The organism is Pseudomonas sp. B21-048, from assembly GCF_024748615.1.
GTDB lineage: Bacteria > Pseudomonadota > Gammaproteobacteria > Pseudomonadales > Pseudomonadaceae > Aquipseudomonas.
The window spans coordinates 2,561,646-2,573,958 of sequence record NZ_CP087168.1 but is presented as its reverse complement, the minus strand read 5'-3'; the positions used below and the strand labels follow the sequence as shown (position 1 = coordinate 2,573,958).

Annotated in this window: 13 protein-coding genes and 1 pseudogene; 9 read left to right on the top strand and 5 right to left on the bottom strand. The window is 58.4% G+C overall.

Annotated features, from left to right (window positions below; all coding sequences use genetic code 11):
- Nucleotides 1–269 precede the first annotated feature (269 nt).
- A complete protein-coding gene (locus tag LOY56_RS12045) occupies nt 270–476 on the top strand; it encodes a hypothetical protein (protein WP_032836318.1) in 207 nt (68 codons plus the stop codon).
- 112 nt (nt 477–588) lie between these two features.
- Here LOY56_RS12045 and LOY56_RS12040 read toward each other — a convergent pair whose 3' ends face one another.
- Entirely contained in the window at nt 589–870 is a 282-nt protein-coding gene (locus tag LOY56_RS12040; RefSeq protein ID WP_258622085.1) for an excalibur calcium-binding domain-containing protein, read from the bottom strand.
- Nucleotides 871–1,222: 352 nt separating this feature from the next.
- Here LOY56_RS12040 and LOY56_RS27020 point away from each other — a divergent pair.
- The 3 genes and pseudogenes from LOY56_RS27020 to LOY56_RS12030 form a co-directional block, all read left to right on the top strand.
- Nucleotides 1,223–1,456: pseudogene (locus LOY56_RS27020) on the top strand (hypothetical protein); the annotation flags it as partial.
- Between the two features lie 5 nt (nt 1,457–1,461).
- A complete protein-coding gene (locus LOY56_RS12035; RefSeq protein WP_258622077.1) occupies nt 1,462–3,051 on the top strand; it encodes an ABC-F family ATPase in 1,590 nt (529 codons plus the stop codon).
- A gap of 299 nt (nt 3,052–3,350) precedes the next feature.
- Nucleotides 3,351–4,538 (top strand): MFS transporter, encoded by a 1,188-nt coding sequence (locus tag LOY56_RS12030; protein WP_258622075.1) that lies wholly within the window; start codon nt 3,351–3,353, stop codon nt 4,536–4,538.
- Between the two features lie 161 nt (nt 4,539–4,699).
- Here the strand turns inward: LOY56_RS12030 and LOY56_RS12025 are convergent, their stop codons facing one another.
- Nucleotides 4,700–5,737 (bottom strand): dienelactone hydrolase, encoded by a 1,038-nt coding sequence (locus LOY56_RS12025; RefSeq protein WP_258622073.1) that lies wholly within the window; start codon nt 5,735–5,737, stop codon nt 4,700–4,702.
- 168 nt (nt 5,738–5,905) lie between these two features.
- Nucleotides 5,906–6,517 carry an FMN-dependent NADH-azoreductase gene (locus LOY56_RS12020; RefSeq protein ID WP_258622072.1) on the bottom strand — a complete coding sequence of 204 codons (612 nt, stop codon included), beginning with the start codon at nt 6,515–6,517 and terminating at the stop codon, nt 5,906–5,908.
- Between the two features lie 129 nt (nt 6,518–6,646).
- On the opposite strand from LOY56_RS12020, the gene LOY56_RS12015 reads away from it, so the two are divergent.
- Entirely contained in the window at nt 6,647–7,555 is a 909-nt protein-coding gene (locus LOY56_RS12015; RefSeq protein ID WP_258622070.1) for a LysR substrate-binding domain-containing protein, read from the top strand.
- Nucleotides 7,552–7,911, top strand: coding sequence for an MmcQ/YjbR family DNA-binding protein (locus tag LOY56_RS12010; protein ID WP_258622068.1), 360 nt, complete (start codon nt 7,552–7,554; stop codon nt 7,909–7,911). The genes LOY56_RS12015 and LOY56_RS12010 overlap by 4 nt, the downstream gene beginning before the upstream one ends.
- On the opposite strand, the gene LOY56_RS12005 is transcribed toward LOY56_RS12010, so the two are convergent.
- Together LOY56_RS12005 and LOY56_RS12000 are read right to left on the bottom strand one after the other, a co-directional pair.
- Nucleotides 7,908–8,336: a DUF1294 domain-containing protein gene (locus tag LOY56_RS12005; protein ID WP_258622067.1), complete on the bottom strand. Its 429-nt coding sequence runs from the start codon at nt 8,334–8,336 to the stop codon at nt 7,908–7,910. The genes LOY56_RS12010 and LOY56_RS12005 overlap by 4 nt on opposite strands.
- Nucleotides 8,333–9,163 carry an undecaprenyl-diphosphate phosphatase gene (locus LOY56_RS12000; protein ID WP_258622065.1) on the bottom strand — a complete coding sequence of 277 codons (831 nt, stop codon included), beginning with the start codon at nt 9,161–9,163 and terminating at the stop codon, nt 8,333–8,335. The genes LOY56_RS12005 and LOY56_RS12000 overlap by 4 nt, the downstream gene beginning before the upstream one ends.
- 291 nt (nt 9,164–9,454) lie before the next feature.
- Here LOY56_RS12000 and LOY56_RS11995 point away from each other — a divergent pair, with 291 nt between their 5' ends.
- The 3 genes from LOY56_RS11995 (at nt 9,455) to LOY56_RS11985 (ending at nt 12,280) form a co-directional block, all read left to right on the top strand.
- Nucleotides 9,455–11,089 carry a methyl-accepting chemotaxis protein gene (locus LOY56_RS11995; RefSeq protein WP_258622063.1) on the top strand — a complete coding sequence of 545 codons (1,635 nt, stop codon included), beginning with the start codon at nt 9,455–9,457 and terminating at the stop codon, nt 11,087–11,089.
- 106 nt (nt 11,090–11,195) lie between these two features.
- Nucleotides 11,196–11,759 (top strand): nicotinamide riboside transporter PnuC, encoded by a 564-nt coding sequence (gene pnuC / locus LOY56_RS11990; protein ID WP_258622061.1) that lies wholly within the window; start codon nt 11,196–11,198, stop codon nt 11,757–11,759.
- Nucleotides 11,756–12,280 carry an AAA family ATPase gene (locus tag LOY56_RS11985; protein ID WP_258622054.1) on the top strand — a complete coding sequence of 175 codons (525 nt, stop codon included), beginning with the start codon at nt 11,756–11,758 and terminating at the stop codon, nt 12,278–12,280. Before pnuC ends, LOY56_RS11985 begins: the two co-directional genes overlap by 4 nt.
- Nucleotides 12,281–12,313: the final 33 nt, after the last annotated feature.

Sequence of the window (12,313 nt, the reverse complement as noted above, 5' to 3'; positions counted from 1 at the left end):
TAATAGTTAACCTTCAACTGTGAAAATGTGTCCACGTTATTGTTAGCGCGGTCGGCCGTAATGCGAAACGCTATCCCGATAGTAGCCTCCTGCCATACCACCATCCGTCGCATATGTAAACACGACACTCAATACGCGGCCCTGTCTGGCTTAGGCCTTGCAGAGCCCGGACCTAGCAGCCCCAGAGCGACGTAATTCTGACGCGGCGGCAATTAAATTAACGTTTAGGACTCCAGCGATACGCTTGGTCAGTCACCGGGAGATGTAACGTGTCAACTCTCAATGAAATCGCAGCGAACCACGCGAGAATGGCTAAGGCAAAAGAAGAAGAATCGACCGGACTGAATGAGCGGCACCTTCAAATAGTGGGAAGTTTCGAAATCCCCTCTATCGATGAACAACAACACATTCCACTGCACCTCATTACTGGAGGGCAGGACAACCATCTCGGACAAGCCGCTGGGTACTTGCTCTGAGTCTCGACCTGGTCAGTCGCCGGCTTGTCGCACGTAGTAGTTCAACGTGCGGCAAAGCCAGACTTGCAATCGCTGCCAGCGAGTCGTTTGCCTGTCGGTGAGCGACGGATAGTCATCGGCACCACTGCGACTCACAGGGGATTGCGTCGTTGTCGCCGTCCATTTTCATTCCTGGGCAATTTTGCAGAAAGTTTTTGGCCTCTGCGCACGAGGTCATCTGCGAACAATATTTTCGCCCATCACATTTGAATGGCGCTGAAACAGGCTTCGGCGCAGTCACGACTATAGAGACTTCTTTGGGATTCGATAGTTGAGCTGCAGCCCAGGACTGTAATTCAGGGGAAAGCTTCCAAGCCAACAGACCAACAACAAGCATCACCAAAATCAGTTTCATTTTGACCCCATCCATGATGAGAGACTGTTTGCGTTCTCACGTTGCCTGCTTTCCAGCGTACCCCATTGATCCACTCACAGCCTGCTGGGGGGAATGGCGGGCGAGGAGCGTCTTGGTTGAGAAACAGGTGCTGGCCATTCAGCAATCCATCTGAAACATACCAGGCCGGGCAAGCAGTGCTGACTTTACCCAGACCCACGCCAAGTGTCCCGAACACAACGCCGAACAAAAATAACATTGAGGTGCGATCAAGGAGCGTCCCTACGTTTGCCCACCCTCCAGGATGAGCCATCCCATCAGACAGATCCAGGTCTGCACAAACCGGGGACGAACCTGGAAGAAGCCCGCGACACGTTATCGCCCACCGTACAACTGCCGTCACACTTATGCGACAATATGCGCAATGTCTGGCATGAATCCCGCCGTTATTGCCCAACAGCTTGGACACAGCGTCCAGATGCTGCTCTCGACTTATGCGCGCCGGTTGAACTCTAGCGGTGACTGGGGAGAGATGGAGAGAAACTCCAGAACGTCCCAGGAATGGCCCAAGCGCCCAATGCGCAGCTCGCAACCCATTGATAGGTAAAGTAATTGATCTCCACAGCTAACATCACGATGCAGTTCGGCGCCAAGCCGCTTTTCGAAAACGTTTCGGTCAAATTCGGCGCCGGCAACCGCTACGGCCTGATCGGCGCCAACGGTTGCGGCAAGTCGACCTTCATGAAAATCCTCGGTGCTGACCTCGAACCGTCCGGCGGACAGGTCATGCTCGAGCCGAACGTGCGTCTGGGTAAATTGCGCCAGGACCAGTTCGCCTACGAAGAATTTACTGTGATCGACACCGTAATCATGGGCCATGAAGAGCTGTGGAAGGTCAAGGCCGAGCGCGATCGCATCTATTCGCTGCCGGAAATGACCGAAGAAGACGGCATGGCCGTGGCCGAGCTGGAAACCGAATTCGCCGAAATGGACGGTTATACCGCCGAATCCCGCGCTGGTGAATTGCTGTTGGGCCTGGGTATCGGCATCGAGCAGCACTTCGGCCCGATGAGCGAAGTGTCCCCGGGCTGGAAACTGCGCGTATTGCTGGCGCAGGCACTGTTCTCCGATCCTGAAGTGCTGTTGCTCGACGAACCGACCAACCACCTGGACATCAATACCATCCGCTGGCTGGAAAACATTCTGACCCAGCGCTCCAGCCTGATGATCATCATCTCCCACGACCGTCACTTCCTGAACAGCGTGTGCACCCACATGGCTGACCTGGACTACGGCGAGTTGCGCCTGTTCCCGGGCAACTACGACGAGTACATGACCGTGGCGACCCAGTCCCGCGAGCAACTGCTGTCGGACAACGCCAAGAAGAAGGCGCAAATTTCGGAACTGCAATCGTTCGTCAGCCGCTTCTCGGCCAACGCCTCGAAAGCCAAGCAAGCGACCTCCCGCGCCAAGGCGATCGACAAGATCCAGCTGGCCGAAGTCAAGCCTTCGAGCCGTGTGAGCCCGTTCATCCGTTTCGAACAAACCAAGAAGCTGCACCGTCAGGCGGTCATCGTCGAGCGCATGGCCAAAGGCTTCGACGGCAAGCCGCTGTTCAAGGACTTCAGCTTCCAGGTTGAAGCCGGCGAGCGCGTAGCGATCATCGGCCCGAACGGTATCGGTAAAACCACTCTGTTGCGTACTCTGGTCAACGAACTGACCCCGGATGCCGGTACCGTGAAGTGGACCGACGCCGCCGAACTGGGCTACTACGCCCAGGACCACGCTCACGACTTCGAAGACGACTGCAACCTGTTCGACTGGATGGGCCAGTGGACCCAGGGCGGCGAGCAAATCGTTCGCGGCACCCTCGGTCGTATGCTGTTCTCCAACGACGAGATCCTCAAATCAGTCAAGGTCATCTCCGGTGGTGAGCAAGGTCGCATGCTGTTCGGCAAGCTGATCCTGCAAAAGCCAAACGTGCTGATCATGGACGAACCGACCAACCACTTGGACATGGAATCCATCGAAGCGCTGAACCTGGCGCTGGAGAACTATCCGGGCACGCTGATTTTCGTCAGCCACGACCGTGAGTTCGTATCGTCCCTGGCCACCCGCATCATCGAGTTGAGCGCCGATGGCGTGATCGACTTCAGCGGCACCTATGATGACTACCTGCGTAGTCAGGGTGTTTTGATGTAAGACGGCTGCAAGCTTCAAGTGAAAAGCCCCGTCCTGGTGACGGGGCTTTTTGCATTTCAGAGCCAAGGGATGCTTTGGTGCCAACACCTTCGCGGGCAAGCTTCGCTACAGGTCCCGAGTTGTTCACATTACGCGTGAACGACACAAAACCTGCGAGCGACGCGGCGATCCGACTTGCCCGCGAAGAAGCCCTCGATAGCGCTGCAAAACTCAAAGGCCAACATAGTTAGCCAGCTTCCTTTTATTCCACACCCGCGCCATGATGCAGCTCTCCTGCCGCCGCCCCCGAACGAGCTCTCATGTCTGTGCTGCAACTGCCTCCGCAACGCTCAATGGCGATCACCCTGCAGATCGTTTCCGTCGTGTTCTATAGCTTTATTGCCTTCCTCTGCATCGGCCTACCGATTGCCGTGTTGCCAGGGTATGTGCATGAACAGTTGGGTTTCAGCGCCATCGTGGCGGGGTTGACCATCGGCTCTCAATACCTGGCCACCCTGTTCACCCGCCCCATGGCCGGGCGTCTGTCGGACAGTGTTGGCACCAAGCGGGCGATTGTTTACGGGTTGTCGGGGATTGCATTGAGCGGTGTGCTGACGCTGATGTCGACCCTGCTGCAAAGTGTGCCATTGTTGAGCCTGATCATCCTGATCGCGAGCCGGTTACTGCTGGGGATCGCCCAAGGGTTGATCGCTGTCGGCACAGTCAGTTGGTGCGTGGGTCAGGTCGGTGCCGAGCATACGGCGCGTTCGATTTCCTGGAACGGCATCGCCTCGTATGGCGCCATCGCTATAGGCGCACCGCTGGGCGTGGTGATGGTCGCTGAACTGGGGTTCGCCAGCCTCGGGATCGCGTTGTCGTTACTGGCCTTGATGGCGCTGCTGTTGATCCGCAACAAACCTTCGGTACCGGTGATTCGCGGCGAACGTCTGCCGTTCTGGGCGGTGTTCGGACGCATTGCACCCTTCGGCGCGAGCTTGAGCCTGGCGTCCATCGGTTACGGCACGCTCACTACCTTTATTACCCTGTATTACGTCAGCCTTGGCTGGACCGGGGCGGCTTATTGCCTGACGGTGTTCGGGGTCTGTTTCATTCTGGCGCGACTGTTGCTCATTTCCAGCATTAGCCGTTTCGGTGGCTTCACCTCGGCCATTGCCTGCATGAGCATTGAAACCGTCGGGTTGGTCTTGCTGTGGTTGGCACCCTCTACAGGATATGCCTTGATTGGCGCCGGCTTGGCCGGGTTCGGCCTGTCGTTGGTGTATCCGGCGCTGGGGGTGGAAGCGATCAAGCAAGTGCCCAATTCCAGTCGCGGAGCGGGTTTAAGTGCTTATGCAGTATTTTTCGATCTGGCACTGGCGATTGCCGGGCCGCTGATGGGCGCAGTGGCGTTGAACCTGGGGTATTCGTGGATTTTCTTTAGTGCGGCGGTGTTGTCAGTCACTGGACTCGGGTTGACCTTATTACTAAAACGTCGCGCAATGGCGTGACTTCACGCAATCCCTAAATGGCGTGACTTCACTTACGCAATCCCTTGGAGCTGCCGAAGGCTGCGATTTTTTGATGTTGCTTTTAAGAACAAGATCAAAAGATCGCAGCCTTCGGCAGCGCCAACGGGGACCGCGTCATTGCATCATTGGCCAGCGTTGATTTATTGATCGGCGGTTTGCATGCCGGCGCGGGTGGGCTTACCCAAGGCACGGGAGAAAAACCGTCCGGCTTCGGAAATCATGTTGCGGTGAATATCCTTGCGGTCGACGCCGTCGGCATCGGTGCACAGCGCTGGCATGGCGGCGATCTGTTCTTCGTTGCAGGGTGCAAGGAACACGAAGTGCCCTGCCCCAGCCAGCAATTTGAAGTCCGGTGCGGTCGGCAGTTTGCGCGCAAGCGCTGCGGCGTTTTTGTCGAATGCCACCAGTTTGTCGCCATCGCCGCTGTATAGCAGCACCGGCACATGCACATCGGCCAGAGTATGGCGGCCGAACTTCAGGCTCAGCGGCGCCATCAGCAACAAGGCATGCACGCGCGGGTCCGCCACGGGCTGCAAATCATCACGATCGACGATCAGTTCGCCTTGCGTGTTGCAGGCGTCATGATCATCCGGGCGCTCGTGGCAATAACGGCGCAGGCGATCCAGGTCCGGGGTAGCGCCGGACAGGATCAACGCGGTCTCACCGCCCGCCGAATAGCCAATCACCCCGATCTGCTCGGCATTGACGAAGGGCGCGAGCATCCGGTCGCTGAGTGTCGCGGTAATGGCTTCGGAAATCTGGATCGGCCGCCCATAAAGGTTGCTCAAGGTGCCGAGGCGGCTGTGGTCTTTGGAGTTGTCGCCGGGATGGATCACCGCCACCACCACAAAACCCTTGCGCGCCAATGAGGTGGCGAGGTCGTGCAGGGCCAGCGGGGTTCCGGTGTTGCCGTGGGACAGCATCAGCATTGGAAAGCGCCCGATGGCGACTTTGGTGTCTTCACCGGCTTCGACGGTGTAGCCCTCGAGCGTGCTGGAATGTTCCTTTTCACTGGACGGGTAAAAAGCGATGGCACGCATCGGTTGCGAATCCAGCGGATCGTGAAAGGTCATCTCATGAAAACCGACGCTCCAGTGAGGAGGCGGCGCAAGCGCGGCGTGCACTGAATTCAGGCTGCCCAGCAGACAAATCAGAAGCGTTGCACAAAGACGCACCATGGGATGCCCCACCTTATTACCTGACCGCAGATGTTAACCCTCGACTGCATAACCTGGGCCAGAGACTGATAACCGCCAGAAACAAAAAACTCCGTACCTGGCCATCACGATGACCAGAATACAGAGTTTCAGGGGTATTGCCCGACTGTTTACGACTTTACGCAAGCCTTACGCGGCAGCGAACAATTGCTCGCTGATGTGCGCCTGAGCGTCGCTCATGGCTTTGCTGCGCACTTCATCACCGTAGGCCAGGCCATGGGCACGAACGAACTCGATGTCAGTGATGCCGAGGAAGCCGAACAGTACTTTCAGATAATCTTCGTGCGCAACACCGGTCGCTTGACCGGCATGCAGACCACCGGCAGTCGAGACGATCACGACTTTCTTGCCGCCGCACAGGCCTTCAGGGCCGGCTTCGGTGTAGCGGAAAGTCTGACCGGCCACGGCGATGCGGTCGATCCAGGCCTTGAGTTGGGTCGGAATGGTGAAGTTGTACATAGGCGCGGCAATCACGACGGCATCAGCGGCGATGAATTCGGCCAGAGCCTGCCCGCTCAGATCGGCTTCGTGCTGTTGCGCGGCGTTGCGCAGCTCAGCGGCTGTGCCGGCGGCGACCAAGGTGCTGGAAGAGAAATGGCTGATGGCATCGGCGGCCAAGTCGCGGTAGGTCACCACGACGCCAGGCTCCGCGGCTTGCCAGGCTTTGACGACTTCGCCGCTCAACTGACGGGAAGCTGAGTTGTCGCCCAGAATGCTCGAATCGATATGCAGTAATTTCATGTGGGATCTCCAAAGTGAGGATCGCCACCGGCGATCTGATGGAAACAATCCTATCGACGAAACCAATAACTGATTAGTCGGCAACAATGCGATAGTTCGTCCCACTAATAGAACAATTGGATTTAAATCATGCAAGACCTCAACGACCTCTACTACTTCGCCAAGGTGGTCGAAGCCGGTGGCTTCGCGGCGGCCGGGCGTTTGCTGGGGATTCCCAAGTCGCGGTTATCGCGACGCATCGCCGAGCTGGAAGAGCGCCTCGGCGCACGTCTGCTGCAACGCACCACTCGCCAGCTCAACCTGACCGCCGTGGGCGAGCGTTATTTGCGCCATTGCCAGGCGATGCTGCTGGAAGCCGAGATGGCCGACGAAGCGGTGGCCAGCATGTCCAGCGAACCCCGAGGGCGCTTGCGAGTGTCCTGTCCTGTCGGGTTGGCCCACGAAATTCTGCCTGGAGTGATCAGTCATTTCCTGGAGAAATTCCCTCAGGTTCAGCTGGAGATGATGTTGCTCAACCGTCGGGTTGACCTGATCAACGAGGGCGTCGACGTCGCCTTGAGAGTGCGGGATTTGGGTGATGAAGATCCATTGCTGGTCACCCGCCGCCTGCGGCAGGCCCAAATGGCGATGGTTGCCAGCCCTGCATTTTTGCTCGGCCGTGAAATCAATCATCCCGAAGACCTGAAAAACCTGCCCGTGCTCGGCGCTCTGGAAGCCGACCGCATGGTGCACATCCGCCTGCTTGATCAAACAGGTAAAAGCTATGATCTGAGCCTGGAAGCGCGATTGGGAATTGACGATTTCATCGTGCGCAAAGCCTGCACCCTCAGCGGCCTGGGCTTTACCATGCTGCCGATGATGCATTGCGAGCAAGAGCTGAAAAATGGCGCGCTGGTGCAACTGCTTCCCGACTGGTCATTGCCGGGCGGCTGGCTGCAAGCCGTCTACCCTCATCGACGCGGGGTGATGCCGGCGGTGCGTGCCTGGATCGACCATTTGATCGAATCATTCAATGCGTGTGGGGACAGACTGTTATGAAAGCGGGACTAATGAGCGAAGAGGACGTCGCGCAATTCTGCCTGGCACTGCCCGGTGCGCGGGAAGACTACAAGTGGGGTGGCGTGCGGGTGTTTTCGATTGCCGGGAACAAGATGTTCGCCTTGCAGAACCTGCGGGGGCAGTCCCTGGCGTTCAAGGTCGACAAGGACCTGTTCCTGGGCCATTGCGACCGGCCGGGCATTCACCCGGCGCCGTATCTGGCCCGGGCCCAGTGGGTCATCATGGAAACGCCCTACCCGCTGGGCACCGAAGAGCTGCAAGGCTTGCTGCGACGTTCTCACCAACTGGTGGTGAGTAAGTTGCCCAAGCGAACGCAGGTCGGCTTGCTGCTTTAAAGCAATGCAAACAGGTTAGCGCCCAGAAACAGCTGATCGATCCAGAACACCTGATGCATCAGCACGATGAGCCAGAACACCAGTTGAAACGAGACTTTGCGGGTCTTGTGCCGAAACGCTTGCTGGGCCAGCAAGGCGCCCGGCCAACCGCCCGCCAGCTCCACCGCGTGCAACACGTTCTCCGGCGTGCGCCAACTGTCGGCGCGGGCCTTGTGCTTGTCGCTCCAGTACAGGAAAAACGCCAGCACGCTGACGATGCCGTAGGCCGCCAGGGGAATCACCGACACCCCGCGCAGCCACAGCGACACCGAGCCAAATAATGGCACTGCGCACAGCACAGCGAACGCCAGCAGTTTCAGCCGCAGGTTTTGAATGGCTCCCCCGGACTTGCGCCCGGGGTTGTGGCGTGCGGCGGAGTCACTCATGGTTTGACCGCTGTCCAGTCGACCCAGCCGAATTGCCAAGTGGCCAGGATCACCAGACCAAACGCGATGCGATACCAGGCGAATGTCGCGTAGCTGTGGCTGGCAATGAATATCAGCAAGGCCCGGACGGCGATCATCGCAAAGATAAACGCAGTGATGAAGCCAATGGCAAACACCGGAAAATCCGCCGGCACAAACAGATCGCGGTATTTATAGCCGGAGTACACCGCCGCGCCGACCATGGTCGGCATGGCGAGGAAGAACGAGAACTCGGTGGCCGTCTTGCGCGACAACCCGAACAGCAAGCCGCCAATGATCGTCGAGCCGGAACGCGAGGTCCCCGGAATCATCGCCAGGCACTGGGCGAAGCCGACTTTCAGGGCGTCTTTCCAGGTGATGTCGTCGACACTTTCAGCATGCACTTCATGCTGACGGCGTTCAGCCCACAACATGACGATCCCGCCCACGACCAATGCAGTGGCCACGGTAATCGGGTTGAACAGGTACTCGTGAATCAAGTCGGCGAAAATCACCCCCAATACCACGGCCGGCAGGAAGGCAATCAACAGGTTCGCGGTAAAGCGTCGAGCGCTGGGCTGCGTCGGCAAACCGATAACCACGTCGAAGATCTTGCGGCGAAACTGCCAGACCACCGCCAGGATCGCGCCGAGCTGAATGATGATGTTGAAGGCCATGGCGCGCTCACCGCCAAAATTGAGCAAATCCGCCACAATGATCTGGTGCCCGGTACTGGAAATGGGCAAGAACTCCGTCAGCCCTTCTACAACGCCTAAAATCAATGCCTGAAAGGCCGTCCAAAGATCCATCAATCCCCCAAGAAGCAATACCCCCAGGCATGCTCCGTTAATATTTTTTAAGCGTTCATTGCGATCAGCGTAGCTGACATGCCGCGCGCACAAGATCCCCACAAAACCGTACAAATGCCGTGAAAAACAAACTGGAACTCAGGTTTTTTCGCGTGGGGCCGAAATCCTATCAGACACGCCTTGTTTTCGCTGCCGCGTAATAGGACCTGAGTCGCATAGGCCCGATCGACAAAGTGTGGTTGGATGCTGGCGATCGTTTATGACAAGAACAAGAAAACGGAGTAACAGCGTATGAACAGCTTGCGCAGTGTGTCGATCAGCCGACGCTTGTGGCTCATCTTGATCGTGGCCGTGGTGATGCTATCGACGTTGGGCGTGTTGATGCTCAAGCAGATTCACGACGACCTTTATCAGGCCAAGGCCCAAAAGACCCAGCATGTGGTGCAGACCGCCAGTGGCATCCTTACCTACTACCACGGCCTGGAAAATGCCGGCACCCTCACCCGTGACGCCGCGCAAAAGCAGGCACTGACCGCCGTGCGCGGTTTGCGCTACGACCAGAATGACTACTTCTGGATCAACGATCTGACGCCGGTCATGATCATGCACCCGACCAATCCGAAACTTGAAGGCCAGAACCTGTCGACGATCCGCGACCCCGACGGTTTCGCGCTGTTCAACGAGATGGTCGCCATCGCTAAGGCCAAGGACGCCGGTATGGTCGACTATCGCTGGCCGAAACCGGGTGCCAACGCGCCGGTGGAGAAAACTTCCTACGTCAAACTGTTCGAACCCTGGGGTTGGGTGATCGGTTCGGGGGTGTATATCGATGACATGCAGGCCGAGTTTTATGCTCAGGTCTGGAAGGCCTCTTTCGTGGGCCTGGTGATTGCCCTGATCATGGCGTTGCTGGTGATCATGATTGCCCGCAGCATCGTGCGCCCGTTGCAGGAAACCGTGAACGCCATGGCCAATATCGCCAGCGGTGAAAGCGACCTGACCCGCAGCCTCGATACCCACGGCCAGGACGAAGTCACACAATTGGCCCGGCACTTCAACGCCTTTACCGCAAAACTGCGCCTGGTGATCTGTCAGCTGCAAACCTCCGCCAGCGCGCTGGGTCAGTCTTCCAGCGAACTGGGCAACGATGCCGCGCAAGCCCAGCAACGCAGCCAGCAGCAGTCGCAGCAGATGGAGCTGGTGGCGACCGCGATCAACGAAGTGACCTACGGTGTGCAGGATGTGGCCAAAAACGCCGGGCACGCGGCCAGCGAAATGCGCAATGCCGAGTCTCAGGCGCAACAGGGGCAGGTCAATATCGACGGCAGCCTGCAGCAGATCGACAAGCTGTCTTCGACCATCGATCAAGCCGTCGAAGTGATTCGTACGCTGGCCGCCGAAAGCACACAAATCGGCAGCGTTCTGGAAGTGATCCGCTCCATCGCCGAGCAAACCAACTTGCTGGCCCTCAACGCAGCCATTGAAGCCGCCCGGGCCGGCGAGCAAGGTCGCGGGTTTGCGGTGGTCGCCGATGAAGTGCGCCTGCTGGCCCAGCGCACCCAGAAGTCCACGGCGGAAATCCAGTCGATGATCGAACGCCTGCAAAGCCATTCCGAAGCGGCGGTCAAGGTGATTGGCGACAGCAGCCGTGCGTCACAACTGACTATCGAACAGGCCGGCCTGGCCGGCGCCAGCCTGAATGCCATCGGCCAGGCCTTGCGCAACCTCAACGGGTTGAACGCTTCGATTGCCAGTGCGACCTTGCAACAGGCCCACGTGGTGGAAGACATCAATCAGAACGTCACCCAAGCAGCCGGGTTGTCCCACAGCACGGCACTGGCGGCCGAGCAGTCGAGCGTGGCCAGCGTACATCTCAAGGAACTGAGTGAGCAGTTGAACGGGTTGCTGAAGCAATTTCGGGTGTGACTCCGTCCCAGCACCCGGCGTTGCCCCTACAGGGACTGGCAAGCCCCATTCCCCACAATCCGGGTACAATTCGCCCCCCTCATTTGTACAACACCAAGGAATCTCCATGTCCGGGCTTGAACTGTTTGCTGCCGCCCTCGGCGTGATTGCCGTCTGGTTGACGGTCAAACAGAACCCCTGGTGCTGGCCGATCGGGCTGGTCATGGTGCTGCTGTATAGCTGGATTTTTTTTGAGGTGAAGCTGTATTCGGACATGCTGCTGCAAGTGATCTACGCCGCATTGCAGCTCTACGGCTGGTGGCAGTGGACCCGCGCGGGCGCGGCGCATGACGGGCGGCAGGTCAGCCTGCTCGATGGCAAATCCATCGCGCTCGGTCTGGTCGTGGGCGCAGTTGGCAGTTTGCTGCTGGGCGCCGCGATGGCCCACTGGACCGATGCCGCCCAGCCCTGGCTCGATGCGGCACTGACCGGCTTCAGTTTGGTGGCGCAGTTATGGATGGCGCAAAAACGTCTGCAATGCTGGCCGCTGTGGATCGCGCTGGACATCATTTTTGTTGGCCTCTTCGTCTATAAAGCGATGTACCTCACCGCCGGCCTGTACGGTTTATTCGCGCTGCTGGCGGTGCATGGCTGGCGGACGTGGCGCGTAGATCCGGCGTTGCGCACATGAAAGTACTGGTACTCACGGGGCCTGAATCCAGCGGCAAGAGCTGGCTGGCCGCCGAACTGCAACAGCAATTCGGCGGTGCTCTGGTGGGCGAATACGTGCGCTGGTTCATTGAGCAGAAGGCGCGAGACACCTGCCCGGCCGATATCCCCGACATCGCTCGCGGTCAGCTGCAATGGGAGGACGACGCCCGCGCCCTTGGGCCGCAGCTGCTGATTCTCGACACTCACTTGCTGAGCAACATGCTCTGGAGCCAGACCCTGTTTGGCGATTGCCCGACTTGGCTCGAGCAGGCGCTGCTGGCCCGGCACTATGACTTGCACTTGCTGCTGTCGCCCGAACAGGTCGTCTGGACCGATGACGGTCAGCGTTGTCAGCCCGAGCTGGATGAACGCCGGGCTTTTTTCAACGCGACTCAGGCATGGCTGGAGCAACATCGACAGCCTGTTCAAGTGCTTCAGGGCGATTGGGCCGAACGCCGGGTTCAGGCATTGCAAGCCGTCGCGTTACTGCTCGAGCGCTGATCGTGCTTATTCTGCGATTGATGTCGCAGAGGG

Coding starts and splice junctions, on each gene's coding strand:
- LOY56_RS12040 (WP_258622085.1), bottom strand. CDS start 870: ATGAAACTGATTTTGGTGATGCTTGTTGTTGGTCTGTTGGCTTGGAAG.
- LOY56_RS12030 (WP_258622075.1), top strand. CDS start 3,351: ATGTCTGTGCTGCAACTGCCTCCGCAACGCTCAATGGCGATCACCCTG.
- LOY56_RS12025 (WP_258622073.1), bottom strand. CDS start 5,737: ATGGTGCGTCTTTGTGCAACGCTTCTGATTTGTCTGCTGGGCAGCCTG.
- LOY56_RS12020 (WP_258622072.1), bottom strand. CDS start 6,517: ATGAAATTACTGCATATCGATTCGAGCATTCTGGGCGACAACTCAGCT.
- LOY56_RS12015 (WP_258622070.1), top strand. CDS start 6,647: ATGCAAGACCTCAACGACCTCTACTACTTCGCCAAGGTGGTCGAAGCC.
- LOY56_RS12010 (WP_258622068.1), top strand. CDS start 7,552: ATGAAAGCGGGACTAATGAGCGAAGAGGACGTCGCGCAATTCTGCCTG.
- LOY56_RS12005 (WP_258622067.1), bottom strand. CDS start 8,336: ATGAGTGACTCCGCCGCACGCCACAACCCCGGGCGCAAGTCCGGGGGA.
- LOY56_RS12000 (WP_258622065.1), bottom strand. CDS start 9,163: ATGGATCTTTGGACGGCCTTTCAGGCATTGATTTTAGGCGTTGTAGAA.
- LOY56_RS11995 (WP_258622063.1), top strand. CDS start 9,455: ATGAACAGCTTGCGCAGTGTGTCGATCAGCCGACGCTTGTGGCTCATC.
- pnuC (WP_258622061.1), top strand. CDS start 11,196: ATGTCCGGGCTTGAACTGTTTGCTGCCGCCCTCGGCGTGATTGCCGTC.
- LOY56_RS11985 (WP_258622054.1), top strand. CDS start 11,756: ATGAAAGTACTGGTACTCACGGGGCCTGAATCCAGCGGCAAGAGCTGG.